The following is a 26,509-nucleotide window of genomic DNA, read 5'->3' on the forward strand; positions in this document are numbered from 1 at the left end:
TGGTCGGCGCCGACGTGGTCGCCACCAAGGGAAAGAATGAGCCAGAAAACGACAAAACCCCCCGCCGACCGGCGGGGCGCTTCGTCGTTCTCGGGTCAGACGCCCGGCGTGCGGTCCACGACCTCGATCTCGGGGTCGGCGGAGCCGGTCCAGTCGCCCGTGGCGAGGTAGACGATCTTCTTCGCGATCGAGACCGCGTGGTCGCCGAAGCGCTCGTGGTAGCGGCTTGCGAGAGCGGCGTCGATGACGTGGCTCGCGTCGCCCGCGAACGCCTCGCTGAGCACCTTCTCGTAGACGGTCGCGTGGAGCTCGTCGATGACGTCGTCGGCGTCGCGGATCTGCGCGGCGTAGGCGAGGTCCTGCGTGCGCAGGAGCTCGACGAGCGTGCGCGCGACCTCGACGTCGAGCTTGCCCATCTTCACGAACGTGCTCTTGAGGCCCTTGGGGATGGCGCGCTCGGGGAAGCGGGAGCGGGCGAGCTGCGCGATGTGCTCGGCGAGGTCGCCCATGCGCTCGAGCGACGCGCTCGTGCGCAGCGCGCTCACGATGATGCGGAGGTCGCGGGCGACGGGCTGCTGCATCGCGAGCGTGTCGATCGCGAGCTCGTCGACCGAGAGGGCCAGCTCGTCGATGCGGACGTCATCGGCGATGACCTCCTCGGCGAGGGCGACGTCGCCGTTCTCGAAGGCGATGGTGGCCTTGTCGATGGCCACCGTGACCAGCTCGGCGATCTCGACCAGCCGGTTCTGGATGTCCTCGAGGGCCTGGTGGAAGACTTCGCGCATCTGGCGAACCTTTCGTCGGTTTCGGGTCTCGGCCGCGCAGCGGCGGCTTCTCACACTGGCCTGTGCGCCTCGCGATTGTCATGCGCGAAGGTGAACGGCCGGTGCCCGGTCGGTGAACAGTGCGTCGGGGCGGCGCCCCGACGAGCCCATTCGTCCAGAGGGGCTCTCGGCTGCACTCTACTCTGGAGACATGGACTCCACGCAGCTCGCGCTGCTCGCGCTCGCCGCAGGGATCATCCTCGGCGTCGGCGTGACCCTGATCGTGGTGCTCGCGTTCCGCGCCAGGGAGCGGGCGCTGCGCGAGCAGAGCCTCGCGCTTCCGCCGGCGCTCACGGCCGCGCTCGACGCGATCGACGACGCGACGGCCGTGATCGACTCCTCGGGCGCCGTCGTCTCGGTCTCGGCATCGGCGACGTGGCTCGGCCTGACTCCGGGGCAGGGGCTCGAGCAGCCCGAGCTCCGCGAGCTCGTGAAGGCCGCACGCGGGCTCGGCTCCTCGACCGAGTCGCAGACGCTGCGCATCCGCCGTGGCCGGATCTCCGACGACACCCGCCTCGTCGTCGCGCGCGCGACAGCGATCGCCGACCGGCTCACGCTGCTCATCGTGCGCGACATCTCGGAGCAGGAGCGCCTCCAGCAGATGCGGCAGGACTTCATCGCGAACACGAGCCACGAGCTGAAGACGCCGGTCGGGGCGATCGGCCTCCTCGCCGAGGCGATGGAGTCGGCCTCTGACGATCCCGAGCAGGTGCGCCGCTTCGCCGCGCGGATGTCGGCGGAGGCGCAGCGCCTCGGCCAGCTCACGGGGCGCATCATGAACCTGTCCAAGCTGCAGGCCGCGGACGAGCTCACCGAGGTCGGCGACGTCGCGATCGACGAGGTCGTCGCCGCTGCCCTCGAGCAGTACCAGGTGCAGGCCGAGTCGGCGGATGTCGCGCTCGTGCGCGGCGGCGACCGCGGGCTCTTCGTGCGCGGCTCGGCGACCATCCTCGTCGAGGCGCTCGGCAACCTCGTCGCGAACGCCATCGCGTACTCCCCGCGCGGCTCGCGCGTGGGCATCGGCGTGCGCGGAACCGCGGAGGCCGTCGAGATCGCCGTGACCGACCAGGGCATCGGCATCGCGGAGGCCGACCAGCAGCGCGTGTTCGAGCGCTTCTACCGCGCCGACCAGGCGCGCTCGCGCCGCACGGGAGGCACCGGCCTCGGCCTCTCGATCGTGAAGCACGCGGTGAATCGGCACGGCGGCGAGGTGCGGCTCTGGTCGCAGCCCGATCGCGGGTCGACGTTCACCATCAGGCTCCCGCGCACGGAGGCCCCGCTCGTCGGTGCCGAGTCCGCGAAACGCAAGAGGAAGGGCGCCCGCGCGGTCGACGCCGCGTGACGAGGCGCCACGGAAGGAAAGAGAACGAATGACGCGTGTTCTGCTCGTGGAGGACGAACCCGACCTCGCCGACCCGCTCGCCTACCTGCTGCGGCGCGAGGGCTACGAGGTCGAGATCGCCGAGGACGGAGACGCCGCGCTCGCGGCGTTCCGGGACCAGGAGCCCGACGTCATCCTGCTCGACCTCATGCTCCCCGGGATGCCGGGCACCGAGGTCTGCCGCCAGGTGCGCACGACGTCGGCCGTGCCGATCATCATGCTGACGGCCAAGGACTCCGAGGTGGACATCGTCGTCGGGCTCGAGCTCGGCGCCGACGACTACGTCACGAAGCCGTACTCGGCGCGCGAGCTGCTCGCGCGCATGCGGGCGGTCATGCGCCGCTCGCTGCAGGCGGAGGCCGACCTCGACGAGCGCGTGCTCGAAGGCGGCCGCGTGACGCTCGACATCGACCGTCACACGGTGTCGGTCGACGGCGAGCAGATCAACATGCCGCTCAAGGAGTTCGAGCTGCTCGAGGTGCTCATGCGCAACGCGGGCCGTGTGCTCACGCGCGGCCAGCTCATCGACCGCGTGTGGGGCAGCGACTACTTCGGCGACACCAAGACGCTCGACGTGCACATCAAGCGCATCCGCTCGCGCATCGAGAAGGTGCCCAGCGAGCCGGTCATGCTCGTGACCGTGCGCGGCCTCGGCTACCGCTTCGAGGGCTGACCCCAGGACGCGAAGAAGGGCCGAGCGGGAGGATCTCCGCTCGGCCCTTCTTACGCCATCGGGCGTCGGGTCAGTGGCCCTCTTCGCCGTGCTCGGCGGGGGCTTCCTTCTCGCAGTCGCTCGCGCCGCCGCCGGGCACGAGGTCGGCGAACTGCTCGAGGCAGCCGTCGAGCACCGGGACCTCGGTGAGGACGCCCTCGGCGTCGCCGGACTGGAAGTAGACGGGGAGCGTCGAGCCCGCGGGGGAGTCGATCGCGTCGAGCAGCAGCGGCTCGGTCTCCTCGGTGCCGAGGCTCACGACGCTCTCGGCCGGGATCCGCACCGTCTCGCTCTCGTCGCCCCACTCGAGCGTGAGGGTCGCGGCGCTGTCGGTGCGGTTGACGAGCGCGGCGGCGAGGTTGCCCTGGTCGCCGTCCTCGTCGGCGATGATGACCGCGTTGCGGATCTCGACGGGCGCGCCCTCGGCATCGGGGACGTTCACGCCGTCCGACGCGGAGTACTTGATCGTCGTCGCCTGCGACGTGATGGCCTGGCAGCCCGTGGCTCCCAGGATGACGAGGCCGGCAAGGGCGGCGGACGCGAGTGCGCGCGTGTTCACGGATCCTCCAGATGCTGCGGCGTCGCCCGTCGGCAGACGCTCCCACGCCATTCTAAAGGGATGGCGTGCGGGCCCGTGATCACGCGGATGGCGTGGCATGCGGGCCGATGCCGCGCGAACCTTAGTGCATCGCGAGCTGTGATATCCTTGAGATCGCCGAAAGGACACAATTCTATGCTTTTTGAGGTTGGCGAGACGGTCGTGTACCCCCATCACGGGGCGGCGACGATCACCGAAGTCAAGACTCGCGTCATCAAGGGCGAGGAGAAGATCTACCTCAAGCTGAACGTCACGCAGGGCGACCTCGTCATCGAGGTCCCCGCAGAGAACGTCGACCTCGTCGGCGTGCGCGACGTCATCGGCCAGGAGGGGCTGGACAAGGTGTTCGAGGTGCTGCGCGCCCCGTTCACCGAGGAGCCGACGAACTGGTCACGCCGCTACAAGGCGAACCTTGAGAAGCTCGCCTCGGGCGACGTCATCAAGGTCAGCGAGGTCGTGCGCGACCTGTGGCGCCGCGACCAGGACCGCGGGCTCTCCGCCGGCGAGAAGCGGATGCTCGCCAAGGCCCGCCAGATCCTCGTCTCCGAGCTCGCGCTCGCGGAGAAGGTCGAAGAGGAGAAGGCCGCAGAGCTCCTCGACGAGGTCCTCGCGAGCAGCTGACGCGCGATCGATCAGAACGGCCCGGTTCACCTGAGGTGAACCGGGCCGTTCCGCGTCCGGCGGGTACCGTGGGGGTGTGAGCACCGTCACGCCGTCGCCCCGTGTCGCCGTCATCGTCGTCGCCGCCGGATCCGGCACGCGCCTCGGCGCCGGCGCGCCCAAGGCCTTCGTCGGGATCGACGACCACACGATCCTCCGGCACTGCCTGGACCGCGTCTTCGCCGCGCGGCCCGCGCAGGTCGTCGTCGTCGCGCCCGAGGAGCGGGTCGGCGAGGCGCTGACCGACGCGCAGGAGGCAGCAGGCGCGCGCCGTGAGCTCGTCTCGGTCGTGGCGGGCGGGAGCACCCGCCAGCAGTCCGTCGCGGCGGGTCTCGCCGCGGTCTGGCCCGACGTCGAGATCGTGCTCGTGCACGACGCGGCGCGCGCGCTCGCGCCGGCCGAGCTCATCGACCGGGTCGTCGACGCCGTCGAGCGGACCGGATGGGGCGTCGTGCCCGTTCTCCCGGTCGTCGACACCATCAAGCGAGTCGACGGCGAGCTGATCACGGGGGTCGTCGACCGCTCGGAGCTCGCGTCCGCGCAGACGCCGCAGGGCTTCCGACGCGACATCCTCGAGACGGCCTACCGCGTGGCGGGCGAGGAGCACACCGACGACTCGGCGCTCGTCGCGGCCGCCGGCCATCCGATCGCGTCGGTCGAGGGCGACGCGCGCGCGTTCAAGATCACGACGCCGGCCGACCTGCAGCGCGCGCGGACTCTCATCAGCCCGGCCCCAGCCGGCCCCGCCCTGCCCCGCATCGGCGTCGGGACGGACGTGCACGCATTCGGCGGCGAGGGCGCGCTCTGGCTCGCGGGCCTCGAGTGGCCGGGCGAGCCCGCCCTCTCCGGCCACTCCGACGGGGATGCCGTCGCGCACGCGATCGTCGACGCGCTGCTCTCCGCTGCAGGCCTCGGCGACATCGGCTCGCGCTTCGGGACCGACCGCCCCGAGTTCGCCGGCGCGCACGCCGCCGCGTTCCTCGAGGACACCCGCGCCTACCTGGCGGCCGAGGGGTGGACCATCGGCAACGTCTCGGTGCAGGTGCAGGCCGCACGGCCGCGCTTCGCGCCGCGGCGAGCGGAGGCCGAGGCGGCACTGTCCGCCGCGCTCGGCGGCGCGCCCGTGACGGTGTCGGCGACGACGACGGACGGCCTCGGGTTCACGGGCGCCGCGGAGGGCGTGCAGGCGTTCGCGGTCGCCCTCGTGCACCGCGCGTGAGCCGCGCGCGTCAGAGCGTGCGCGTCATGAAGGTCGAGAGCGGGTCGAGGACGTAGTCGTCGAACGGCCCGCATTCGACGAAGCCCTCGCTCGCATACAGGCCGCGCGCCGGGGCGAACGCGGCGTCGCTGCCGGTCTCGAGCCACAGCGACGCCATCCCGCGCATTCGCGCCTCGGCGATGATGTGCCGCAGAACGGCGCGGGCGACGCCGCGGCCCAGGTGCGTCTCGGCGGTGCGGAACGACTTGAGCTCGCCGCGCTCGTCGTCGAGGCGCTTGAGCGCGCCGATCCCGGCGATCTGATCGTCGATCCACGCCGACCACAGCGTGACCGACGGATGCCGCAGCCCGTCGAGATCGAGCGCGTGGACGCTCTCGGCGGGTGTGCCGGCGTGCATGCCCGCGAGGTGGATGGCCGCGAGCGCCTGGGTCGCGGGGTGGGTCAGGTCGTCGACGCGGATGTCGATGGTCATGTCAGGCCTCCAGGGCGTAGGGGCGGATGGGGCGCCGCGCGCCCCTGGCGAGCAGGACGAGTCCGATGGCGAGGGCCGCGAGCCCCGCGATGCCCAGCGGCGCGAGGCGCTCGCCGAGCACGATCACGCCGAGCAGCGCGGCCGTCAGCGGCTCCGCGAGCGTGAGGGTCGCGGCGGTCGGCGCGGGCACACGTCGCAGGCCCCACGTGAACGAGGCATAGGCGAGCGTCGTCGCGCCGAGGCCGAGCCACAGCGCCATCGCGGCGCCGTCAGGGCGGGCGAGCCATGCCAGGTCCTGAAAGGGCAGCAGTGCGGCGGCGAGCACGGCCGCGACGCCACCCGCGACGCCCATCACGGTGAGGGGCTGCCAGCCGCCGTCGAGAAGGCGCCGTTGCGCGACGGCGAACACGGCGAAGGACGCGCCGGCTCCGACAGAGGCGGCCACGCCGAGGGGCGCGGTCGCCGCGCCCTCCTGACCGCCCAGGGCGAGCAGGGCCACGCCGCCGGTCGCGATGAGGGTCGCGACCATCCAGGTGCGCCCCGGCGCGCGGCGTGTGAGCGCTCCCTCGATCGCGCCGGCGAGCACGGGGGAGGAGCCGAGGGCGATGACCGTGCCGACCGCGACGCCGTTCACCGAGGCGCCGAGGAAGAACAGCGGCTGGTACGCGAACAGGCACACGCCCGCGATCGCCATGAGGAGCAGCGGGCGCGCCTCGGGCCGCGGAGACCGGACGCCGCCCGTGCGTCGCGCCCACGCGCCGGCGACCGCCGCGAGTGCGGCGAGGGCGAGACCGCCGACCGCGACGCGGACGGCTCCCACCGCGAGGGGCGTCGTGCCGACGGGGCCGAGGGCCTGCGCCGTCCCCGTCGTCCCGAACAGGACGGCCGCGGCGAGCACGGCGAGGACGGACATCACCCTTCGGTTCTACACGCTCCGGATGACGTCCGAGTGACGCGGGCCGCCGGGGCGGGGCGGACGGCGGCCAGTAGTCTGAGGGGGTGACTCTCCGGCTGTACGACACCCGCGCTCAGACGCTGCGCGACTTCGCGCCTCTCGACCCGGAGAACGTGACGATGTACGTGTGCGGCCCGACGGTGCAGTCCGGCCCGCACATCGGGCACCTGCGGGGCGCCCTCGCCTTCGACCTGCTGAGGCGATGGCTCGCGCACCGCTACCCGCGCGTGACGTTCGTGCGGAACGTGACCGACATCGACGACAAGGTGCTCGCCAACGCGACCGAGGCCGAGCCGTGGTGGGCGCTGGCCTACCGCATGGAGCAGGAGTTCACCGCCGCCTACGCGGCCATCGGCATCCTGCCCCCGACCTACGAGCCGCGCGCGACCGCATCCATCCCGCAGATGCAGGAGCTCATCCAGGAGCTCATCGAGCGGGGTCATGCGTATGCGTCAGCGGGCGACGTCTACTTCGACGTGCGGTCGTGGCGCGCGTACGGCGCCCTCACACGCCAGTCGGTCGACGCGATGGAGGACGCGGCCGACGCGGATCCGCGCGGCAAGCGCGATCCGCACGACTTCGCGCTCTGGAAGGGCGCCAAGCCCGACGAGCCGCGCAGCGCGGTGTGGGCGTCGCCGTGGGGCGAGGGGCGCCCCGGATGGCACATCGAGTGCTCGGCGATGTCGCGCCGCTACCTCGGGCCGGCTTTCGACATCCACGGAGGCGGGCTCGACCTGCGCTTCCCGCACCACGAGAACGAGCTCGCGCAGTCGACCGCCGCCGGAGACGCGTTCGCGAGCTACTGGGTGCACAACGGCCTCGTCACGGTCGACGGGCAGAAGATGTCGAAGTCGCTCGGCAACTTCACGCTCGCGGCCGACGTGCTCGCGGCCGAGGATCCGCTCGTGGTCCGCTACGCGCTCGCGGCAGCCCACTACCGCTCGAGCCTCGACCTGACCGACGCGTCGTGGCGCGAGGCGGAGGCGGCGCTCGCACGCATCCGCGGCTTCCTCGAGCGCTTCCTGCGCGTGCATCCGCGCCCTGAGGCGGCCGAGATCCCCGACGCGTTCGCGGACGCGATGGACGACGACCTCGGCGTCCCGCAGGCGCTCGCGGTCGTGCACGAGACCGTCCGCGCGGGCAACACCGCGCTCGATGCGGGCGATGAGGCGGCGGCGCGGGGCGCGTTCTCAGCCGTGTCCGCCATGATGGACGTCCTGGGCCTGGATCCGTTCGGCGCGCTCGCGCAGAGCTCCGGAGACGGCCCGACGGCAGAGTCCCTCTCCGCCCTCGTCGAGCAGCTCATCGCGCAGCGCGCCGAGGCGCGTGCGGCGAAGGACTGGGCGAGCGCCGACCGCATCCGCGATGCATTCGCCGCGGCGGGCATCGCCCTCGAAGACACCGCACACGGAACCACTTGGAGCATCAATGGCTAAGCCTGGACGACCCGGCGCCGCGAAGGGCAAGAAGGGCCCCACGAAGGGCACGGGCGGCAAGAACCGCCGGTCGCTCGAGGGCAAGGGCCCGACCCCGAAGGCCGAGGACCGGCCGTACCACGTCGCGCACAAGCGCAAGCAGGCCGCCGAGCGCCTCGCCGCGAAGCGCGGCGGGAGCGCGCAGAAGCCGCAGCAGCGCTCGTCGCGCCCGAAGGACGACACCGAGAACGTGACCGGGCGCAACAGCGTGCTCGAGGCCCTGCGCGCGAAGATCCCCGCGACCGCGCTCTACATCGCGCAGCGCGTCGAGATGGACGACCGCGTCAAGGAGATGCTCGCGATCGCCCGGAACCGCGAGATCCCCGTGCTCGAGGTCACCCGCCCCGAGCTCGACCGCATGGCCGGCTTCGACGGCGTGCACCAGGGCGTCGCGCTCAAGGTGCCGCCGTACGAGTACGCGCACCCCCAGGACCTCCTCGAGCAGGTCGTCGACACGGGCGCGACTCCGCTGTTCGTGGCGCTCGACGGCATCACCGACCCGCGCAACCTGGGCGCGATCATCCGCTCGACCGGCGCGTTCGGCGGCCACGGCGTCATCGTGCCGCAGCGCCGCTCGGCCAGCGTGAACTCGGCGGCGTGGAAGACGAGCGCGGGCGCCGCCGCGCGCATCCCCGTGGCGATCGCGCCGAACCTCACGACCACGCTCAAGGAGTTCAAGAAGCAGGGCGTCTTCGTGCTCGGCCTCGACGGCGACGGCGACGTGTCGCTGCCCTCGATCGAGCTCGCCGACCGCCCGGTCGTCATCGTCGTCGGCAGCGAGGGCAAGGGCCTCTCGCGCCTCGTGACGGAGACGTGCGACCAGGTCGTGTCCATCCCGATCTCCGACGTGACCGAGTCGCTTAACGCGGGCATCGCGGCATCCGTCGCGCTCTACCAGGTCTCGACGATCCGAGGCGCCCAGGCGTAACCCGCGCGACGGCGCGGGTTCGCCGCGAAACGGGGCAGGCGCCTGCGGGCCCTGCCCCGGCTCAGTCAGACCAGGTCGCGCCAGTCGCGCGCCTCTCCCGAGGCCGTCGCGAGGGGCTCGGTGAGCGTCTCCGTGAGGGGGCCCATGATCGTGGCCTCGTCGCGCCGGTGCCGCAGCACGTCGCGGATGTAGCTCGTGAGCGTCTCGGCGAGCGGCACGGATGCGCCGCGCGCCTGCGAGAGATGCCAGCGGTGCTCGAGCACCTGGTGGAACACCTCGGCGGGCTCGAGCTTCGCGCGCATCTCATAGGGGATGGCGCGGACGACCGGCTCGAAGACGCGCGTCACCCACTCGTGCGCGGCGACCTCCTCGTCGGACGAGCGCGAGATCCGCGAGCGGTACTCGTCGAGGTCGTTGAGGAGACGGCGGGCCTGATTCTCCTCGGCGTCGAGGCCCGTGAGACGCAGCAGGCGGCGACGGTGGTGCCCCGCGTCGACGACCTTCGGCTGGATCGAGACGCGCGTGCCGTCGGGGTCGGTCTGGATCGTCATCTCGTCGATGTCGAAGCCGAGCTCGTTGAGCCGCTGCACGCGCTCGGTGATGCGCCAGGTCTCGGTCAGGGCGAATGACTCGGCCTCCGTGAGTGCCGACCACAGCTCGCGGTAGGTCGCGACGAGCTGATCGGCGACCTCGATGGCGTCGACGCCGATCTCGACGCGTCCGCCGGCCTCGAGGTCCATGATCTCGCCGGCGATGTTCGTGCGCGCGATGTCGATGTCGTGCGCGCGCTGGCCATCCGTCAGCCCGCCCTCATAGAGATCGCCGGTCTCGGCGTCGACGAGGTACGCGGCGAACGCGCCGGCGTCGCGGCGGAAGAGCGTGTTCGACAGCGAGACGTCGCCCCAGCGGAAGCCGACCTTGTGCACGCGCACGAGGAGGAGGGCGAGCGCATCCACGAGGCGCGTGGCGGTGTCGGGCCGCAGCGTCTGCGTGAACAGCGCGCGGTAGGGCATCGAGAACTTCAGATGCGCGGTCACGAGGGCCGCGGGGAGCGGATTGCCCTGCTCGTCGGTGCGCCCGTCGATGACCGCGACGCGGCGCACGCACGGCACCTCGAGGCGCTGCAGCGCACCGAGGAGCTCGTACTCGCGCTGGGCCATGTGCGCCGTCGTCTCCTTGACGGCGATGACCATCCCCGACAGCTCGCTGAAGCGGACGATGTGACGCGAGATGCCCTTCGGGAGCTTCACGATCGCGCTGCTCGGCCACTCGGCGAGCTTCGTCCGCCAGGGCAGCGTGAGCAGCTGCGGGTCGATCTCGGCGGCGGTGATGCGGAGCGAATCGGCCATAGAGAAGATCTTCCCCCAGAAACGGCGACGGCGCGGACGAACCCGGAGGTTCGCCCGCGCCGTCGCGCGGTGACAGCGTTACGCCGAGACGATCGCCTTGTCGAGCAGGCGCTCGCCGGTCTCCACGTCGAAGACGTGGATGTGGTCGGGCGTCGGCAGGAGCGAGACGGTCTCGCCGGCCATCGGGTGGCGGCGGCCGTCGACGCGCGCGACGATCTGCGCGTCCGAGCCCTCGACGTGGCCGTACAGGTAGCCGTCGGCGCCGAGCTCCTCGACGAGGTCGACCTTGACCGCGAGGCCCTCGCTGCCGGCGGGGCCGACGATGAAGTCCTCGGGGCGGACGCCCGCCGTCACCTTGGAGCCGTGCGCCTTGTTGAGCGCCTTCGCCTCGACCGGGACGACCTTCGTGCCGAAGCGGATGCCGCCCTCGGCGATCTCCGCGGGGAACAGGTTCATCGCGGGCGAGCCGATGAAGCCGGCCACGAAGACGTTGTTCGGCTTCTCGTACAGGTCGCGCGGCGTGCCCACCTGCTGGAGGAGGCCGTCCTTGAGGACCGCGATGCGGTCGCCCATCGTGAGCGCCTCGGTCTGGTCGTGCGTGACGTAGACCGTGGTGACGCCGAGGCGACGCTGGAGCGACGCGATCTGCGTGCGGGTCTGCACGCGGAGCTTGGCGTCGAGGTTCGACAGCGGCTCGTCCATGAGGAACACCTGGGGTTCGCGGACGATGGCGCGGCCCATCGCGACACGCTGACGCTGACCACCCGAGAGGGCCTTCGGCTTGCGGTTGAGGTACTGCTCGAGGTCGAGGAGCTTGGCGGCCTCGAGAACGCGCTTGGCGCGCTCGTCCTTGCTCACGCCGGCGATCTTGAGCGCGAAGCCCATGTTCTCGGCGACCGTCATGTGCGGGTAGAGCGCGTAGTTCTGGAACACCATCGCGATGTCGCGGTCCTTCGGCGGCACGTCGGTGACGTCGCGGTCGCCGATGAGGATGCGGCCGTCGTTGACCTCTTCGAGGCCCGCGAGCATGCGCAGCGAGGTGGACTTTCCGCAGCCCGAGGGGCCGACGAGAACGAGGAACTCGCCGTCGCCGATCTCCAGGTTCAGCTTGTCGACCGCGGGACGGGTTCCGCCCGGGTAGAGGCGGGTGGCGTCGTCGAAAGTGACACTGGCCATGGTTCTTCTCCTTCACCGGCAGGTACGTGCCGGACGATCCGTAGTGAATGGAACCGACGGTGCGAACCGCCGTAGACCCCTCGTCGGGTCTCGGCTCAGTATGCCATCGAATCCGCGCGCGTGGGGAAATCGTCTGCTGATGAGCGGATGGCGCGGGCGCGGAGACGGCGGATCTGCCGTGTCTGCCGGGGCATTTCCCAGTGACACGCTCTAGCCTCTTCGAGGTCGACCGCCGGTACCCGTGGCGGCGAAGGGGAGTGCGAGCAGGCGATGACGAACGAGAACCCGATCGTTCCCCCGGGCAGCGAGCGACGCGATGCTGTGCGGGAGAAGGCGCAGAAGGTCAAGGCGAAGCAGACGCGCGCGAAGATGCTGCGTCGAGGCGGGATCACCCTCGTGATCGTCGCGGGCGTCGCCGCGATCGCGTTCGCGGTGACGAGCGTCGTCGTCCCCGCCCTCAACCGCCCGACCCTGACACCGGAGAACCTCGAGGACGACGGCATCGTCGTCGCCGACTCCGACGACCTGTCGCCCATGGTGACGAGCTCGCTCGAGGCCACCGAGCCCGCTGAGCCCGAGGCGGAGCGCGCGAGCTCGGCATCCGCCGTCAGCATCCGCGTGTATGTCGACTACCTGTCCGAGGGGTCCGCGCAGTTCGAGCAGACGAACTCGTCCCAGCTCGCGGAGTGGGTCGCCCAGGGCGCGGCCGACCTCTCGTACCACCCCGTGGCCCTGCTCACGGCCAAGTCGAACGGCTCGAAGTACTCCCTGCGCGCAGCGGGCGCGGTCGCCTGCGTGCGCACGCACGCGCCCGAGTCGGCGCTCGCCTTCAACCACGAGCTCCTCGTCGAGCAGCCCTCGGTCGACAGCGAGGGGTACACCGACAAGGAGCTCGCCGCGCTCGCGGCCGCCGTCGGCGTCGACGACACGAAGGCCGTGCGCGCGTGCATCGAGAACGAGGACTTCGTGACCTGGGCGAGCGAGACGACTCAGCGCGTCCTCGAGGAGCCCCTGCCCGACACCGAGGACGTGCGCCTGACCGGCGCGCCGATGATCCTCGTGAACGGCCGTCCGTATCAGGGTCAGCTCGACGACCCCGCCGAGTTCGCGCAGTTCGTGCTCACGGTCTCGAGCGAGGCCTACTACTCGACGGCCTCGCCGACGCCGACTCCCGCCGAGGAGCCCGAGGCGACAGAGGAGCCCGAGCCCGCGCCGAGCGAGACCGCAGAGCCCGAGCCGACCGAGACCCCCGCGGAGTAGCGGATCCCGTCGCCGCGCGACGGTATGCTTTCCAGGTCCCCTCGGGGACCCGCGCCGGCTTAGCTCAGTTGGTAGAGCACCTGTCTTGTAAACAGGGGGTCGTGGGTTCGAGCCCCGCAGCCGGCACAGCCAAGCCCCCGTATCCCGCGTGATCACGCGGGATACGGGGGCTTTGTCGTGTCCGGAGGGCGTCCAAGATCGACCCCGTCTAAGGTCCGTCTAAGACGAGAACCTAGGGGAGCAGTCGAGCCCCGTCCGGCTGAGGGAGTCGTGCACGAGTGCGCTACGCTCGGCCAGGTGCCGGCGTACAAGGACATGCCCGATGTGAGCAAGAGCGAGATCAATCGGTGCGGTGAGTATCTTGCGGAGCTCCATAGGATGATCGCGCGAGACGACATGGACGCGATCACGGCGCATCTCGAGGTCGAGACGTATCGGCGCGCAACCTCGGTTGTAGACGCCTTCCGAGCGGCGCACCAGAGGCCACTCAGCATCACGTCCGTCGGTCTTCGCCAGTTCTACACGTCGCAGCTCGGTCGTCGACCGGTCGTTTCGCAGCGGCTTAAGCGGCTCCCTCGGATCATCCGCAAGCTCGCGAACATGGAAAGGAGTAACCTGGCTCGCCTCGAAGACATCGGAGGGACGCGCGCCGTCGTGCGCGACCTCGACGAACAGAACCGTCTCTGCGATCACATCGAGAAGCGATGGGGCGATTTCATCAAGCGTCGACGAGACTACGTGGCTGACCCAAAGAGCACAGGCTATAGAGCCCGCCACTTCGTGATCGAAAGAGCGGAGCGGCGAATCGAGATTCAAGTGCGCACGCGGTTGCAGCAACGATGGGCGAACACCATCGAGACAGTCGACTCACGCATGAACCTCACTCTCAAGGACGGTGTCGGTCCGCAAGAGATGCTGGACTACTTCGCAGTTAGTGGGGATATGCTCTACTACCAGGACGCCAACACTCAGCCGCCAACTGAGCTCGCCGAACGCCACAGCGCCGTAACAGACGCCGTCGTTGAAGCAGGTTACTTCGTCCGCAGAAGGAGAGACTGATGGCAACCGTGCACTTCCTCCTCGCTTACAGCCACAAGGAGCAGAAGCTCGTATCGCAGTACGAGTTCTCCGACGCCAAGCGAGCTACCAAGGCGTACGCTGACGCCGAGGCGAAGCACCAGAATGACTCGGACTACGAGATCGTGCTGATCGGATCGGACAGCATCGAGACGATCATGAAGACCCACGGGCACTACTTCGCTAGCGAGAGCAACGACCTCCTGTCTGAACTCACGTTCGCGTAAGACACACAGAACGGCCCCTCCCCGCTTCGTCCGGGGAGGGGCCGTTTTTTGTGGCCGAGGGGACGCGACGCACTGGGCCGGTCGCTGTCAGGCGGCCCGCTCGAGCTCGTCAGCGCGACGCTGCTCGATCGCGGTCATGACCTCATCGACGCGGTCGGGCCACAGGTGCGCGTAGGTGTTTAGCGTCTCGTTCGCGTCCTTGTGCCCGAGCATCCGCTGCACGAGCTTCACGTCGGCGCCCGCCGCGATCGCGTTCGTCGCCGCGACGTGCCGGAGGTCGTGCACCGACATCGACCCCGCGAGACCGACCGCCTTGCACGTCGGCGTCCAGACACGATTGCGCCACGCGTCGCTGTCGACCGCGAAGCCCCGCACGCTGCGGAACACGTACTCCTCGGGGTCGCGCCCCTTCACGAGCTCGCGCAGACCCTCGACAATGAAGTCGGCCAGCGGCAGCCACCGCTTCTCCCATGACTTCACCGGCCCGAGGGTGCGCTTGCCGTTCTTGTCGTGCGTCCACGTTCGGTGGATGCGTGCGCGCTTGTTCGCGAGGTCCAGGTCCTTCACCTTGAGCGCCGTCGACTCCCCGATGCGCGGGCCAGAGATCGCCTGCACCTGCACCAGCCACTCGTCGGACGGGTTGCCGGTCAGCTCGGTCGCCTGCGCTGCGAGCATGTCGATCTCGGCGTACGTGAGCGAGGGCAGATCCTCCTCGAGGTCCTGCTCGATGCGAGGGAACTCGACCTTGCGCAGCGGGTTGGTCCCGATCCACCTCTCCTCGAACGCGTACCGCAGCGGCCCGCCGAACGTCGCGCCGGCGACGTGCCGCAGGTAGGCCGGGCTCATCGGCTTCGGCGCTCGCGGCTTCTTGAGGTGGCCGCTCGCGTTGAACTCATGCACTGCGGTCCCGTCCTGCAGCTGCGCCATCCACGCGACGATGTCCTCGCGGGTGATGCTCCCGATCGCGCGCTCGCCCCAGTGGGGGAGGACGTACGTGTCGAGCTCGCGCCGGTACCGGTAGTAGGTCGACCCCTTGATGCGGGACTTCGACTCGAGCCACGCCTCGGCGACCTTCCGGTAGGTCCGCTCGCGGGCGGAGGGGTCGACGTAGCGGAGCGAGCGGATGTCGTCCTCGAGCTCCGCGACGAAGGCCTCCGCGTCGCTGCGGCGTGCGAAGAGCTTCTGCCGCATCCGCTGGCCGTCCGGGGTGGGCTCGTACCATCCGGCGATCCATCGGGAGCCCTTGCCGAACTTCGCGGTGCGGAAGTGCTCGGGGAGGGTCTTGAGCGACTTCATCTGCGCGCTCGTCGGGCTGATCTTCGTCGTCGTCCCGTCCGGCATCGTGACGGTCGCGTCCTTGACCCAGCGGTCGGTGATCCATGCTCGTGCCACGGGCTGCTCCTTTCGGCGTGTCTGGTGAAACCTCGGTGAATCCCGGGTCGGGGTACCCATGTTCGGTATTCCGGTGTCCGGGTAGTGCGCTACATTCGTCTAAACGTTCGATAGAGGGGGACGATAGATGAAGGTGAGGGCCGCGGGGGTGCAGCCGGGTATGACGCTGTGTGAGGCGATGGTCGAGGCGCGACGAGAGGGCGTCACGCTCGAGGAGTACGTGGCTAGAGTCGCCGCCTCGCTCGGGCGATGATCTCGTCCGCCGGGATGTGCAGGGCGGCGGCGCACTCGATGAACACGACGAGAGGCATGGCGCGCTCCTTGCGGAGGTAGTTCCGTGTGGAGTCGTACGGCCGTCCGATGGCCATGGCGAGTTCCTTCATCGACATCCCTGCCGCGCCCAGTTCGGCGTTGAGCTGGTCGATGATGGCGGCCTGTAGCTGGTCGTCCTCGTTGGTCATGTGTCCCACCTTATACCCATATTGACCCAACGCGCATGGTCAATTGGCCAACTCAGTTGGCTTGCGATCGGTCGTACGTCCATGTAGTTTGGCCATATGACCAAACGAAGCACCGCCGAACAGGCCGCGCAGGACGTCGCCTCGCGCATCGAGGAGCTGCGCGGCGTTGCTGAGCGCAGCGTCGCGTGGCTGTCCGAGAAGACGGGCATCCCCTACAAGACGCTCCGTCGTCGCCTCTATGGCGACCCCACCCTCTTCTCTCTCGCGGAGCTCAGCGCGATCGCCCGAGCGCTCGACGTCGAGCTCGAGGACATCCTCGCCCCCCGCCCCGCTAAGGCGGTGGCGGCGTGAGCGCGTCGGAGCGGTACCGCGAGCAGCAGATCGCGAAGCTCGACGCGATGCTCGACGCGGGCGACTACCAGGGGCTCGACCTGCAGGAGGCCACGTTCGCGCGCCTCGCCGTCGCCGCGCTCGCGGGCCTCGGCGACCTCGAGGCGGCCCGGGAGTGGGCCGAGCTCTCGTGCATGGCGAAGAACCGGATCGAGACGCTCTTCGAACGCCGCAAAGCCCGCGACGCGGAGGAGGCACGCGCCCTGGGAGTGGCGGAATGAGCAACGTCACTCCGCTCCGGATCGACGTCGCCACCGCGGCGACGCTCGAGGCCGAGGCCCCGGAGGTGCCGGGGTTCGAGGACATGCCGCCGGTCATGACCCCGAAGACGCTCGCGCAGCAGCTCGAGACGACCGTCACCACCCTGCAGCGCTGGCGCGACTCGAACGACGGCCCCGCCTACGTGAAGGTGCCGGGCACCCGCCTCATCCGCTACCTGCGTCCCGACGTCCTCGCCTGGCTGAGCACCGGCCGCGTCGAGACCAAGGGAAAGGCGAGCTGATGATGGCGATCGAGACCGTCCCGCCGATCCTGTCGCAGATCACCGGCGACAGCCCTCGCGCTCGCCGCAGTGACCCGGTCACGTCGCACGCGGCGGCCGACACGGTGACCGCTGCGGCCCGTGAGGCGTCGGAGCTCGAGGTGCTCGCGATCCTCGCCGCCGGGCGGATGACCGCTGAGCAGGTCATCAAGCGCCACGCGTACCGGGCCTCGCGCGGGCTCGCCGCGCGGAAGTGGACGGACTCGCGTCTGAGGACCGCGCTGTCGCAGCTGCGCGAGAAGGGCCTGATCGAGCCCGCCGGCTTCGGCCTCACCGAGACCGAGCACCGCGCGACCTGCTGGCGGCTCGCGCGACCGAAGCAGGGAGCGGACCAGTGAGCGTCGTCAAGATCATCCCGCGCTGGGCGGGGCACGGGGACCTCACGGTCGTCGTCGACGGCGCCCGCACCTTCCTGCGTGCCGACGACGTCGAGCGCCTGGCGCAGGTGCCGGCGTGGTCGGAGGGCGAGACGGTGCTCGGCGACGAGTGGCCGGAAGAGCTCGACGGGGTCCCGTTCTACACGCTCGAGGCCGCGATCGCGAAGGCCATGGAGCACGCCGGCAAGGAGCCCGCGCGCCTCTTCCTCGCATGGGTCGCGACCGACCTGCCCGCCTACCTCGCCCCCGACGTCCTCGCGCAGGCTCGCCGCGACGTGTCGCCGCTCATGTCGTACACCGTCGACTCCGCGGCCCGCGCGCTCGCGACCGACCCGGGCGTGCGGGTGAGCCGGCACAACCTGTTCGAGCACCTCGAGCGGCTCGGCTGGGTCGAGCGGGTCGAGGGGGAGTGGAAGCCCACCGAGACCGCCCGTGCCTCGTCGCTCGTCTCGTCGCGCTGGGAGCCGCACCCGGACCCCGCGCGCCCGAAGCACTCCCGCTACGAGCGGGTGCTCGTCACCCCGGCCGGGCTCGACGAGCTCCGCGCCACGCTGCGCACCGAAGCGGCCGCGCTCACGCCGCCGCTGACGCCTTCCCTCTTCGACTGACACCTCTAAGGGAGAGCCGCCATGGCTACCGCTACTCGTCGTGCCCGCATCCGCCGGGCGCACACCGTCACCGCCTCCGCCGCGGTGCTCTCGGTCATCGTCATCACCTTCTCCGCGGGCATCGTCGCCCACAGCGAGCAGCCGCTCGCGATCCTCCCGCTCACCGCCGCGCTCGTCGCGCTCGCGCTCGTCGAGTGGCCCGGCACCTGCGGCTTCATCGCGGCCACGTCGCTCGGCCTCGCCGCGATCGCGGTCGGTTGCGCAGCCCTGGCGGTGGCGCTGTGACCGCGGCCGCGCGCTCCTGCCCGCCGGACCACGGGCACGCGAAGACGAGCACCTGCTACCTCCACCACCGGTGCCGCTGCGCCGACTGCCGCACCGAGCACGCGAACCGTGCAGCCGAGCGCCGACGCGCGATCGCGTACGGCGAGTACACCCGCGCATGGGTGCCCGCCGGCCCCGTGCGCGAGCGCGTCCTGCAGCTGATCGCCGATGGCGTCGGCCCCGTGACCATCCGCCGCGCCACCGGCGTCAACGTCGACCGGCTCCGCTTCGGCGCAGCAGACCGCAACGGGCGCCGCTACGAGCTCGAGAAGGTCGCCCCGTACACCGCCCGCGCGATCCTCGAGTACGTCCCCGAGCTCGACGACTACGCCGACTACGCCCTCGTCCCCGCCACCGGCACCCGACGCCGCCTGCAGGCGCTCGCGGCGATGGGCTGGTCCCTGCAGTACGTCGCGGCCGCGATCGGGCACAACGCCCGCCGCATCACCTACACCGCCGAGGCCGAGCGGGTGCGCGCGAGCACGGCCCGCCTCGTGCGCGAGCTGTACGAGTGGCTGTCGGTCGCTCCGCCCGTCGCGCGCTCGGCCGCGGAGGCCGCGGCGATCGCGCACGTGAAGCGCGACGCGCGCTCGCGAGGCTGGGTGGGCCCGCTCGCGTGGGACGACATCGACAACGACCCCGACCTGCCCGTTGACGAGTTCGAGACCGACGAGGAGCAGGACCTCGAGCTCGACATCGCCGCGCTCCTCGAGCAGCACGCCGCGGGCACTCCGGCCCGTCTGCGCGGTGACGAGCTGCGCCGCATCGTCCTCGCCCTGATCGAGCGGGGCGAGCACTCATACGGCGAGATCGCCGAGCTCGTCGGCTGCGCGAGCAAAACCGTCGAGCGGATCCGGCGCGCCGACACGACCAACGACCTCAAGGAGGCGGCATGACCACCATGAACCCGACCGAGATCGCTACCGGCGCCTGGGTCATCATCGACCGCAAGGACGGGAACGGCGAGCCCCTGGACGAGCTGGACGACCAGCTCGCGCGCGTGCTCGGCCGCACCGTGAGCGAGGACGGCTCCGCACCCGAGTGGGCCGCGACACTGGTCCGCGTTGCTGGCGGCGGGCTGGTGCTCCTCCCCAGCGAGCAGCTCCGCCTCGCGTGCCTCCGCGACCCGACGGGCCTCTCAACGGGCCGCTGGCGCGTGCGTCGAGACGAGCTCGTGTCGCGAGCTGGCCGACCGATTGCGTGGCGCTGGATCTCGGAGCCGATCCCCGCTCGAGGCATCACGCAGGACGAGGCCAACACGCTCGGCGTGCGCTACTTCCCGAGGACCGCGAGGGGATGGCAGCGCGCCGTCGAGCACGCGATCTCGAAGGCCGAGGGGAACATTCGATGAAACTCGCACCGCCGACCGAGCTCGAGGTGCGTGGCCACTCGCACCCGGACGCCGACACCTGGCACATCCACTTCGGATGGCCGTCGAACCCGCTACCGATGAACGGCGCACGCGGGAACCGGCATGCGGCGACGCGCGCCGAGCGTGACGTGCGCGACCACGCCCACCAGGTCATCCAGTGGTTCGCGAAGGTCCCGGCCCTCGGCCGCTGCCGCGCCGAGCTCACGTGGTGGGTGCCCGACCGCATCGTCCGCGACCCGGACAACCTCGCCCGCCTCGAGAAGCGCCTCTTCGACGCGATCGTCCGCGCCGGCGTCGTCCCCGACGACCGCCCCGACCTCATGGACAAGCCCCGCGCCCGCATCCGCCCGATCGCCGACAGCGACGGCCTCGTCTCCCGCAAGGGCTTCACCCTCACCATCACACGCCTCGAGGAGGCCACCCCGTGATCATCATGCTGCTCATCATCATCGGCCTGATCGTGCTCGTCGCACTCGGCCAGGCCCTCACCACGAACTCCGGCACGTGGATCGACCTGCTCCGCTGGTCGCTCATCATCTCCGCCGCGCTCATCATCGCCGCGCTCGCCGCCGAGGCGGTGTCGTCGTGAACGAACGAGACACCGCTGGCCCCGTGACCGCGGTCACCGGGAAGCCGGTGGAGAACTACGAGCGCTACGTCGACCTGATCGCCGCGGCGATGGCGAACGGCCTCGCGCTGGCCACGGACCGCGGCTTCCTCCTCACGTTGGACCAGTCGTTGCCGCTTCAAGAGGCGGTTCGCGACCACGCGCGCGAGGCGATCCGTTGGCGGTTCGCGTTCGACATCGACCGGATCGAGGCCCTGGCATGACCGCGCGCGTCTCGGAGCGGACGGTGATGGCGGAGTACGACCGAGCGCTCGCCGCGAGCCCGTACCTTGCGGAGCGGATCAAGCTGGGCGCCCCCGCTCTCGCCAAGTCGGTCCTCCGCAGCAGTCGGGCTCGGTGCGAGAAGCGTCGTTCGCGTCTGCGCCGGATGGGCGTCGCGAGTGGCGGCTCGGCGGCGGTGGCGCGATGAGGGTCATGACGGTGCGCCAGCCGTGGGCGTGGGCGATCATCCACGGCGGCAAGGACGTCGAGAACCGGTCCCGCAACATCGCCGGCGCCTACCGCGGCCCGGTCGCGATCCACGCCGGTCAGAATCTCGACCTCGACGCGTTCTCGTCGCCGCTCCTCCACCGCGCATGGGTGGACGCCGGCGGGGACGAGGCCGCGGGCGGGTGGGGAGCCGTTCATCGCGGCGCGATCATCGGCGTCGTCGACCTCGTCGGCGTGCACGGCTGCTCGGGAACGCCCCTGCACGACCCGTGCTGCTACGAGATCAAGCCGGACGGCTTCACCGAGGCGATCGGCTCGGGCGCCGGCATGTGCTCCCCGTGGGCGGACACCGACAGCGACCGCCACCTCGTGCTCCGCGACCCGCGGGCGCTCGCCGAGCCGATCGCGTTCAAGGGCGCCCTCGGTCTGCGCGAGCTGGACGGCGAGACCACCGCCCGCGTCCTCGCCGGGATCGCCGCATGAGCCCGCCGACCCTCCCGAGGCCGACCGCCGCGCAGCTCCTCGCCTTCGAGGCCGCGTGGGGCGTCGAGCACACCGGACGCAAGGACGAGGCGATCCGCGCGCAACTCGGCATCACCCCGGCCCGCTTCTACGTGCTCCTGAACCGGCTCATCGACACCCCCGATGGCAACACGCACGACCCCGTGCTCTGCCGCCAGCTGCGCGACCTCCGCGCCCAGCGCGAGGCCGAGCACCGCACACGACTCCACCAGCGAAAGGACACCCCATGAACACCACCCCCGGAGCACTGCAGCTCATCACCGTCGACCCCGCCGAGCTCGGCGTCCGCGACCAGGTCCGCGGCGACGCGACCCCCGACGACGCCATGATCGCTTCCGTCCAGGCGCACGGCATCCTGCAGCCGCCGATCGTCGCGTGGGACGACGAGCAGGGCAAGTACGTGATCCTGTTCGGTCACCGCCGAGTGGGCGCCGCGATCGCCGCCGGCCTCACCGAGATCCCCGTCGTCGTCCGCGAGGGCGAGGCCGCGGCCGCGGTCGACGCGGAGCTCCTCGAGGGGCAGATCGTCGAGAACGTCCACCGCGCCGACCTCCACGCCGCGGACCTCGCCCGAGGCTGGGCGGACCTCGAGGGGCTCTTCGGGAAGACCCCGGAGGAGATCGCCGCAGCGACCGCGGAGCCCGTCGAGCGCGTGCGCGCCGGCATCCGCGTCGCGCGCAGCAAGTCGGCCTCGGCCGTCGTCGCGGAGTCCCCGGTGATCGACTTCGAGAAGGCCGCGATCATCGCGGAGTTCGAGGATCACCCCGAGCTGCAGCAGGACCTCGTACGCGCGGCCGAGAAGCGACCGGAGAACTTCAACCTCGAGGTGGAGCGCGTCCGTGCACGCATCGCGCTCGCCGAGGCGAAGGCGGACCTGCTCGCAACCGTGCCCGACGTGCCGCGCGCCCCGCTCGACCAGTACGGCTACCTCGCCCACTCCGCGGACCCGCGCGCCATCAACACGCTCTACGACGACAACGGGCAGCCGTTCACCCCGGAGACGCACGCGTCGTGCGAGGGGCACGCGGCCTACGTCTACGGGTGGAACCCGGAAGACCTCGAGCTGCGGTTCGTGTGCCTCGGATGGAGCGGCCGCGGTCACTCCGTCACACCAAGTGCGGGGGCGCTCGACCCTGAGGAGCAGGAGCGTCGCGAAGCGCTCGAGCGGGAGCGCGAGGAGGAGCGGAAGGCCGCGCAGGAGCGCGCCGCCCGCGTCGAGGCGAACCGCACCGCCCGCCGCCAGTGGATCCACGACATGCTGCCGGGGAAGATCAACCAGCTGTCGGGCGTGCAGGACTACCTCGCGCACATGCTCCTCTCCGTCGCCCACAACGGCTACGGGTACGGCATCGCGTGGGACATCGTCGCGCAACTGCTCGACCTGTCCGAGACGATCGACCCCGACTACGCCGGTCAGGACGTCGCTGACATCCTCGACGAGCGCCAGGTGGCGCCGTTCCGCATGCTCCTCGCTTCGGCCCTCAGCGTCGGCGAGGACGCCCTCGCGACCAACTACGCCGCCGACGTCATCGCGCTGTCCGCGCGGGTGCGTCACCTCAAGGCGCTCGAGAAGTGGGGCTACGCCCTGACCGACGTCGACAAGGAAGCACTCACCGCCGACGAGAAGCGGCTCGCCGAAGCCCGCGAGCTCGCCGCGGCCGAGGCCGCGGCGGAGGCCGAGGAAGCCGACGAGGACGACACCGACGCAGAGGACGACGCGGAGTGAGCGCCATCCTCAGCCTCCCGCGCGCGAAGTCCGACCTGCAGGTCGGAGATCTCGTCACCTCCGGCACCACGCGCTGGATCGTGCGCGTGATCGACCACGTCACCGGCCGCGTCGAGCTCGTCTCGTCCAACCACCGCGCCAGCGCCGCCCGCTGGACCACCACACTCGACCAGCTCTCCCGAGAAGGAGCGACCCCATGAGCACCACCGACCTCTACGCAGCCGACTTCCCGCACGGCACGCCCGCCGGCTACGACAACGGCTGCCGCAGCAACACCGCCTGCCCCGCATTCACCGAGCACGGCATGTCCTGCGCCACCGCGAAGACGAAGGCCAACGGCGACTACACCGTGAGCCGCATGTTCGCCCGCGGCGACGACGTCGCGACGATCGCCGCGCACGTCAACGGCGCCCCCGCGCCCGCCACGACTCTCGCCGCCGCGCTCGCCGACGCCCAGAAGGCGAAGGCCGAGAAGACCACGAAGGCCAAGCCCTCGAAGCCCACCCCCGCACCCAAGCCCGCACCCGCGAAGCCGAAGGCACCCGAGCCCGAGGTCGAGCCCGCGGCCGCGGCGGAGGAGCAGCCGAAGACCGCCGAGCAGGTCACGGCCGTCGCCGCGAAGCGCGCACCCAAGACCCGCGCCGCCCGCATCCGCGCCTGGGCGAAGGACAAGGGCTACGACGTCCCCGCACGAGGCACCATCGCCCGCGAGATCGTCGAGCACTACAACGACACCCACCCCGACGACCCAGCCGACATCACGGTGCCCGCCGCCGACGCCTGGGCCGGCGCAGTCGCACGAGCCACCGACACCCCGGAGGCCGACGTGCGCGCCGCCACCGCGATCGCAGCCCCCGAGACCGCCAGCGACCTCACCACCGCGCTCGCCGCGGCTCGCGTGGCCGCGGCTCAGGCGGAGGCTCGCGACGCGGATGCGAGCCCGCACGCGGTGATCCTGCCCGACGTCGTCGCCGGCGCCCGCGTGGCGATGGCCACGGATGGAGACTCGATCGCCGTCGCGATGGCCTCCGAGGACGACCCCTCGAAGATCACGGTCGCGGCCCTCCCTGCGGAGGCCAAGCCTGAGCGCCCGGACTGGGGGTCGGTCGCGGAGTCGGTCGACGTCGAGCGCGCCCGCGCGATCGCGGTCCGTCTCGAGCAGGAGCTCGCGCGCGCTGAGGAGGAGCGCGACGCAGCGGTGAGCAAGCTGCAGGCCGTGTCGAACATGCTCGCCGTCCCGTCGCCCGGCCCCGCCACCCTCGGCGTGACCGACCCCCTGCGCCTGGCGCGACGGCTCGTCAGCCGAGCCGCCGCCTACGAGGAGCTGCGCAACGCCGCGCTCGAGCGCGCCGAGAGCGCAGACAAGGAGCGCGCCGAGGCGGTCGACCGCGCGGAGGCCGCGGAGGTGGCGCTCCAGGTCGCCCTCAAGCACTGGGACAAGGCGCTCGACACGATCGCTCAGCTGCACATGGAGATCGACGAGCTCAACCTCGCGCTGGGGGAGCGAGACGGCAGCAACCCGGCCATCGTCGGCTCGTGGGCGCTGACGGGTGACGTCTCGCGCGCCCTCGCGGACGCCGGCGTTGGCGTGCTGTACCCGAATTCGGTCGAGGCGTGGTCGACGCCGGCTGTCGTGGAGCCCACGCCGGCGCCCGAGAAGCCCACCCGCATGCAGCGCTTCGCCGCGTTCCTCGGGCTGGCCGACTGATGCGCGCCGAGAAGCGCCGCGCTGGCCGCGCGATCCGCAAGGCACGCCGCGAGGCCCGTCAGCAGGCCGAGCAGATGATCGCGTCCGGCGAGCTCGGCCGCGCACTCGCGGAGCTCGCCGACGCCGTGGCAGTCGCCCTCACCGCTGCCTTCCTGCCGATGGTCCAGGGGTTCGCTGCGTTCGCGGAGCTCGCCGGTCTCGAGCCTCGCAAGCAGGACTACGTCCTGACGCCCGCTCCGGGCTCGCCCGCATCCGAGCCCTTCGCACTCCCCACATCCCGAACCGAGGTGAACCCCGATGAGAGCTGACAAGCGCCGCGCTGGCCGCGCGATCCGCAAGCGTCGCCGCACGACCGCGCGCGTACTCCGTTTCGCGCTCGAGGTGGGTGTCCGCCTCGAGCCGTGGCAGGTCGACTACCTCACCGGCCTCCTCCTCCACGAGCGCACGACGCTGCACTACGCGCGCGCTCGCCGAGGGGGCAAGTCGACCGTGCTCGAGCTCGCGCAGAAGCTCCTCGGGCACGACGCCCGTGTCGTCGTGTTCGACGAGTTCCGCGCGCGCACGGCGGTGGGCGAGTGACCGCCGCGGTGGCGACGCGGGCGCCGCTCCGCAGCCCTCGGGGTCGCCGCCTGGACCCGGTCACGGGGAAGGTCGCGATCCCGGAGCTGCGGACCGTGTACGTCGCGTACTGGCGGGAGCTGCAGGTGCTCAAGGTCGGGTCCGCGTGGAAGGACAGCCGCCTGCTGCAGCTCGAGGCGTCAGGTGCGGAGATCCTCCTCTTCGCCGACAAGGTGCCCGAGTCGTACGAGGTCGGCGCGCTCGCGGTCCTGCACGAGTGGGCCGACCCCGCATTCCGGTCGAGAGACGAAGCCGCCGCCGCCGGCATCCCCGGCGGCACCGGCTACACCGAGTGCTTCCACGTGCCCGACGCCGCACTCGACCTCTTCCTCGAGCTGATCATCTTCGAAGGATTCGACCGCTATGCCTACGGCCCCTCACCCGCCACGCTTGCTCGCCGAGCTGACCAGCGAGACGATGCTCGACCTGCCGATGTCGGCGCGGCTGCTGTGGACACTGCTGAGCTCACGGCCACAGACCACCGAACCCCAGCGCCTCAACCTCAAGCGCGTGAAAGCCGCTGCGTTCCCGTTCGACGCGGACGTGACCGTCGACACCCTCATGCTCGACGTGCTCGAGCTCGAGGAACGCGGCCTCCTCGCCACGAGCGTCGGCCCGGACGGACGCGAGCGATACCGCATCCTCACCCGCACACCCGACACCCCGGAACCCCCCTCACAGCCCGCTCACAGCAAACACATAGCGACGGTAGAAAGAGAGAGGGAGAGCGAGAGAGCACGCGAGCAAGAGCCGCCGCCACACCCCATCCGCCGGCCCCAGCTCACAGCACCCGCCCGCTACTGCGCCGACCACATGCCCCTCGGCCCAGGCCGCGAACCCTGCGTCCTCTGCGAGCAAGCCCGCCTCTCCACCCAACTCTGGCTCCAATTCGTCAAGAAGGGCCAGACACCACCCGACGACCTCAGCACACCACCCGTCGACACCTACGCCGACCGAGCACCCGACCCGGAACCGCGCTCGCCGCAGTCCGGACCGCCGTGGAGCCCTCGTCGCCGTCCTCGCTTCGACGTGCCCGACCCGCTCGACGATCCCGAGTCTCCGGACTACGTGCCGACGAGCCGACTCCCGTTCTGACCCCG

At 71.0% G+C, this 26,509-nt stretch carries 37 protein-coding genes and 1 tRNA gene; 30 read left to right on the plus strand and 8 right to left on the minus strand.

The window, feature by feature from the left end; genetic code table 11:
• Positions 1-95 precede the first annotated feature (95 nt).
• Entirely contained in the window at positions 96-785 is a 690-nt protein-coding gene (gene phoU, locus ACWXWW_RS10915) for a phosphate signaling complex protein PhoU (RefSeq protein ID WP_271173589.1), read from the minus strand.
• 190 nt (positions 786-975) lie between these two features.
• Here phoU and ACWXWW_RS10920 point away from each other — a divergent pair, with 190 nt between their 5' ends.
• On the plus strand, positions 976-2,166 hold the full coding sequence (locus tag ACWXWW_RS10920) for a sensor histidine kinase (RefSeq protein WP_324014127.1): 1,191 nt from the start codon (positions 976-978) through the stop codon (positions 2,164-2,166).
• A 28-nt stretch (positions 2,167-2,194) separates the two neighbouring features.
• Positions 2,195-2,878 carry a response regulator transcription factor gene (locus ACWXWW_RS10925; RefSeq protein ID WP_271173587.1) on the plus strand — a complete coding sequence of 228 codons (684 nt, stop codon included), beginning with the start codon at positions 2,195-2,197 and terminating at the stop codon, positions 2,876-2,878.
• Positions 2,879-2,948: 70 nt separating this feature from the next.
• On the opposite strand, the gene ACWXWW_RS10930 is transcribed toward ACWXWW_RS10925, so the two are convergent.
• Positions 2,949-3,476 carry a DNA modification methylase gene (locus tag ACWXWW_RS10930; protein ID WP_271173586.1) on the minus strand — a complete coding sequence of 176 codons (528 nt, stop codon included), beginning with the start codon at positions 3,474-3,476 and terminating at the stop codon, positions 2,949-2,951.
• A gap of 174 nt (positions 3,477-3,650) precedes the next feature.
• On the opposite strand from ACWXWW_RS10930, the gene ACWXWW_RS10935 reads away from it, so the two are divergent.
• Positions 3,651-4,136: a CarD family transcriptional regulator gene (locus ACWXWW_RS10935; protein ID WP_271173585.1), complete on the plus strand. Its 486-nt coding sequence runs from the start codon at positions 3,651-3,653 to the stop codon at positions 4,134-4,136.
• Between the two features lie 76 nt (positions 4,137-4,212).
• Entirely contained in the window at positions 4,213-5,394 is a 1,182-nt protein-coding gene (gene ispD / locus ACWXWW_RS10940) for a 2-C-methyl-D-erythritol 4-phosphate cytidylyltransferase (RefSeq protein WP_421075447.1), read from the plus strand.
• A 10-nt stretch (positions 5,395-5,404) separates the two neighbouring features.
• Here the strand turns inward: ispD and ACWXWW_RS10945 are convergent, their stop codons facing one another.
• Together ACWXWW_RS10945 and ACWXWW_RS10950 are read right to left on the minus strand one after the other, a co-directional pair.
• Positions 5,405-5,866, minus strand: coding sequence for a GNAT family N-acetyltransferase (locus ACWXWW_RS10945; RefSeq protein WP_282979420.1), 462 nt, complete (start codon positions 5,864-5,866; stop codon positions 5,405-5,407).
• A 1-nt stretch (position 5,867) separates the two neighbouring features.
• Entirely contained in the window at positions 5,868-6,779 is a 912-nt protein-coding gene (locus ACWXWW_RS10950) for a DMT family transporter (RefSeq protein WP_455970000.1), read from the minus strand.
• An 86-nt stretch (positions 6,780-6,865) separates the two neighbouring features.
• Here ACWXWW_RS10950 and cysS point away from each other — a divergent pair, with 86 nt between their 5' ends.
• Together cysS and rlmB are read left to right on the plus strand one after the other, a co-directional pair.
• On the plus strand, positions 6,866-8,257 hold the full coding sequence (cysS, locus tag ACWXWW_RS10955; protein ID WP_455969904.1) for a cysteine--tRNA ligase: 1,392 nt from the start codon (positions 6,866-6,868) through the stop codon (positions 8,255-8,257).
• Positions 8,250-9,224, plus strand: coding sequence for a 23S rRNA (guanosine(2251)-2'-O)-methyltransferase RlmB (gene rlmB / locus ACWXWW_RS10960; protein ID WP_271173581.1), 975 nt, complete (start codon positions 8,250-8,252; stop codon positions 9,222-9,224). Before cysS ends, rlmB begins: the two co-directional genes overlap by 8 nt.
• 65 nt (positions 9,225-9,289) lie before the next feature.
• Here the strand turns inward: rlmB and ACWXWW_RS10965 are convergent, their stop codons facing one another.
• Entirely contained in the window at positions 9,290-10,573 is a 1,284-nt protein-coding gene (locus ACWXWW_RS10965) for a DUF4032 domain-containing protein (RefSeq protein ID WP_455969905.1), read from the minus strand.
• A gap of 78 nt (positions 10,574-10,651) precedes the next feature.
• Complete coding sequence (locus tag ACWXWW_RS10970) at positions 10,652-11,749, minus strand: ABC transporter ATP-binding protein (RefSeq protein ID WP_455969906.1); 1,098 nt, start codon at positions 11,747-11,749, stop codon at positions 10,652-10,654.
• Between the two features lie 270 nt (positions 11,750-12,019).
• Here ACWXWW_RS10970 and ACWXWW_RS10975 point away from each other — a divergent pair, with 270 nt between their 5' ends.
• From ACWXWW_RS10975 to ACWXWW_RS10990, 4 genes are all read left to right on the plus strand, one after another.
• On the plus strand, positions 12,020-13,009 hold the full coding sequence (locus ACWXWW_RS10975) for a DsbA family protein (RefSeq protein ID WP_455969907.1): 990 nt from the start codon (positions 12,020-12,022) through the stop codon (positions 13,007-13,009).
• A gap of 53 nt (positions 13,010-13,062) precedes the next feature.
• Positions 13,063-13,135: transfer RNA gene (locus ACWXWW_RS10980), tRNA-Thr, on the plus strand.
• A gap of 171 nt (positions 13,136-13,306) precedes the next feature.
• A complete protein-coding gene (locus ACWXWW_RS10985; RefSeq protein ID WP_455969908.1) occupies positions 13,307-14,068 on the plus strand; it encodes a RelA/SpoT domain-containing protein in 762 nt (253 codons plus the stop codon).
• Complete coding sequence (locus tag ACWXWW_RS10990; RefSeq protein ID WP_455969909.1) at positions 14,068-14,313, plus strand: hypothetical protein; 246 nt, start codon at positions 14,068-14,070, stop codon at positions 14,311-14,313. The genes ACWXWW_RS10985 and ACWXWW_RS10990 overlap by 1 nt, the downstream gene beginning before the upstream one ends.
• A gap of 87 nt (positions 14,314-14,400) precedes the next feature.
• Here the strand turns inward: ACWXWW_RS10990 and ACWXWW_RS10995 are convergent, their stop codons facing one another.
• Complete coding sequence (locus tag ACWXWW_RS10995) at positions 14,401-15,705, minus strand: tyrosine-type recombinase/integrase (protein WP_455969910.1); 1,305 nt, start codon at positions 15,703-15,705, stop codon at positions 14,401-14,403.
• A gap of 224 nt (positions 15,706-15,929) precedes the next feature.
• Positions 15,930-16,166 carry a hypothetical protein gene (locus ACWXWW_RS11000; RefSeq protein ID WP_455969911.1) on the minus strand — a complete coding sequence of 79 codons (237 nt, stop codon included), beginning with the start codon at positions 16,164-16,166 and terminating at the stop codon, positions 15,930-15,932.
• Positions 16,167-16,262: 96 nt separating this feature from the next.
• Between ACWXWW_RS11000 and ACWXWW_RS11005 the strand changes: the two genes are divergently transcribed.
• From ACWXWW_RS11005 to ACWXWW_RS11100, 20 genes are all read left to right on the plus strand, one after another.
• A complete protein-coding gene (locus ACWXWW_RS11005) occupies positions 16,263-16,517 on the plus strand; it encodes a helix-turn-helix domain-containing protein (RefSeq protein WP_455969912.1) in 255 nt (84 codons plus the stop codon).
• Positions 16,514-16,777 carry a hypothetical protein gene (locus ACWXWW_RS11010; protein ID WP_455969913.1) on the plus strand — a complete coding sequence of 88 codons (264 nt, stop codon included), beginning with the start codon at positions 16,514-16,516 and terminating at the stop codon, positions 16,775-16,777. The genes ACWXWW_RS11005 and ACWXWW_RS11010 overlap by 4 nt, the downstream gene beginning before the upstream one ends.
• Positions 16,774-17,058 (plus strand): helix-turn-helix transcriptional regulator, encoded by a 285-nt coding sequence (locus tag ACWXWW_RS11015; RefSeq protein ID WP_455969914.1) that lies wholly within the window; start codon positions 16,774-16,776, stop codon positions 17,056-17,058. Before ACWXWW_RS11010 ends, ACWXWW_RS11015 begins: the two co-directional genes overlap by 4 nt.
• On the plus strand, positions 17,058-17,435 hold the full coding sequence (locus tag ACWXWW_RS11020; RefSeq protein WP_455969915.1) for a hypothetical protein: 378 nt from the start codon (positions 17,058-17,060) through the stop codon (positions 17,433-17,435). Before ACWXWW_RS11015 ends, ACWXWW_RS11020 begins: the two co-directional genes overlap by 1 nt.
• Entirely contained in the window at positions 17,432-18,082 is a 651-nt protein-coding gene (locus ACWXWW_RS11025) for a hypothetical protein (protein WP_455969916.1), read from the plus strand. The genes ACWXWW_RS11020 and ACWXWW_RS11025 overlap by 4 nt, the downstream gene beginning before the upstream one ends.
• Positions 18,083-18,103: 21 nt before the next feature.
• Complete coding sequence (locus tag ACWXWW_RS11030; RefSeq protein ID WP_455969917.1) at positions 18,104-18,367, plus strand: hypothetical protein; 264 nt, start codon at positions 18,104-18,106, stop codon at positions 18,365-18,367.
• Positions 18,364-19,302: a hypothetical protein gene (locus tag ACWXWW_RS11035; RefSeq protein WP_455969918.1), complete on the plus strand. Its 939-nt coding sequence runs from the start codon at positions 18,364-18,366 to the stop codon at positions 19,300-19,302. The genes ACWXWW_RS11030 and ACWXWW_RS11035 overlap by 4 nt, the downstream gene beginning before the upstream one ends.
• Positions 19,299-19,757, plus strand: coding sequence for a hypothetical protein (locus tag ACWXWW_RS11040; protein WP_455969919.1), 459 nt, complete (start codon positions 19,299-19,301; stop codon positions 19,755-19,757). The genes ACWXWW_RS11035 and ACWXWW_RS11040 overlap by 4 nt, the downstream gene beginning before the upstream one ends.
• Positions 19,754-20,206: a hypothetical protein gene (locus tag ACWXWW_RS11045; RefSeq protein ID WP_455969920.1), complete on the plus strand. Its 453-nt coding sequence runs from the start codon at positions 19,754-19,756 to the stop codon at positions 20,204-20,206. Before ACWXWW_RS11040 ends, ACWXWW_RS11045 begins: the two co-directional genes overlap by 4 nt.
• Positions 20,203-20,367, plus strand: a complete 165-nt coding sequence (locus tag ACWXWW_RS11050; RefSeq protein ID WP_455969921.1) for a hypothetical protein — start codon at positions 20,203-20,205, stop codon at positions 20,365-20,367. The genes ACWXWW_RS11045 and ACWXWW_RS11050 overlap by 4 nt, the downstream gene beginning before the upstream one ends.
• 23 nt (positions 20,368-20,390) lie before the next feature.
• Entirely contained in the window at positions 20,391-20,609 is a 219-nt protein-coding gene (locus tag ACWXWW_RS11055) for a hypothetical protein (RefSeq protein WP_455969922.1), read from the plus strand.
• A complete protein-coding gene (locus ACWXWW_RS11060; protein WP_455969923.1) occupies positions 20,606-20,815 on the plus strand; it encodes a hypothetical protein in 210 nt (69 codons plus the stop codon). The genes ACWXWW_RS11055 and ACWXWW_RS11060 overlap by 4 nt, the downstream gene beginning before the upstream one ends.
• A gap of 5 nt (positions 20,816-20,820) precedes the next feature.
• Positions 20,821-21,318: a hypothetical protein gene (locus tag ACWXWW_RS11065; RefSeq protein WP_455969924.1), complete on the plus strand. Its 498-nt coding sequence runs from the start codon at positions 20,821-20,823 to the stop codon at positions 21,316-21,318.
• Positions 21,315-21,587 carry a DUF3263 domain-containing protein gene (locus ACWXWW_RS11070; RefSeq protein WP_455969925.1) on the plus strand — a complete coding sequence of 91 codons (273 nt, stop codon included), beginning with the start codon at positions 21,315-21,317 and terminating at the stop codon, positions 21,585-21,587. Before ACWXWW_RS11065 ends, ACWXWW_RS11070 begins: the two co-directional genes overlap by 4 nt.
• Positions 21,584-23,083 carry a ParB/RepB/Spo0J family partition protein gene (locus ACWXWW_RS11075; protein WP_455969926.1) on the plus strand — a complete coding sequence of 500 codons (1,500 nt, stop codon included), beginning with the start codon at positions 21,584-21,586 and terminating at the stop codon, positions 23,081-23,083. Before ACWXWW_RS11070 ends, ACWXWW_RS11075 begins: the two co-directional genes overlap by 4 nt.
• The gene (locus ACWXWW_RS11080; RefSeq protein WP_455969927.1) at positions 23,080-23,283 is read left to right on the plus strand and encodes a hypothetical protein; all 204 of its coding nucleotides are present in this window, start codon (positions 23,080-23,082) and stop codon (positions 23,281-23,283) included. The genes ACWXWW_RS11075 and ACWXWW_RS11080 overlap by 4 nt, the downstream gene beginning before the upstream one ends.
• Positions 23,280-24,791 carry an Lsr2 family DNA-binding protein gene (locus ACWXWW_RS11085; protein ID WP_455969928.1) on the plus strand — a complete coding sequence of 504 codons (1,512 nt, stop codon included), beginning with the start codon at positions 23,280-23,282 and terminating at the stop codon, positions 24,789-24,791. The genes ACWXWW_RS11080 and ACWXWW_RS11085 overlap by 4 nt, the downstream gene beginning before the upstream one ends.
• Positions 24,791-25,099, plus strand: coding sequence for a hypothetical protein (locus ACWXWW_RS11090; protein ID WP_455969929.1), 309 nt, complete (start codon positions 24,791-24,793; stop codon positions 25,097-25,099). Before ACWXWW_RS11085 ends, ACWXWW_RS11090 begins: the two co-directional genes overlap by 1 nt.
• Complete coding sequence (locus tag ACWXWW_RS11095) at positions 25,089-25,370, plus strand: hypothetical protein (RefSeq protein ID WP_455969930.1); 282 nt, start codon at positions 25,089-25,091, stop codon at positions 25,368-25,370. The genes ACWXWW_RS11090 and ACWXWW_RS11095 overlap by 11 nt, the downstream gene beginning before the upstream one ends.
• 429 nt (positions 25,371-25,799) lie before the next feature.
• Positions 25,800-26,504 carry a hypothetical protein gene (locus ACWXWW_RS11100; protein WP_455969931.1) on the plus strand — a complete coding sequence of 235 codons (705 nt, stop codon included), beginning with the start codon at positions 25,800-25,802 and terminating at the stop codon, positions 26,502-26,504.
• The last annotated feature ends 5 nt before the right edge of the window (positions 26,505-26,509 follow it).

This window comes from Microbacterium sp. KNMS (genome assembly GCF_053851835.1).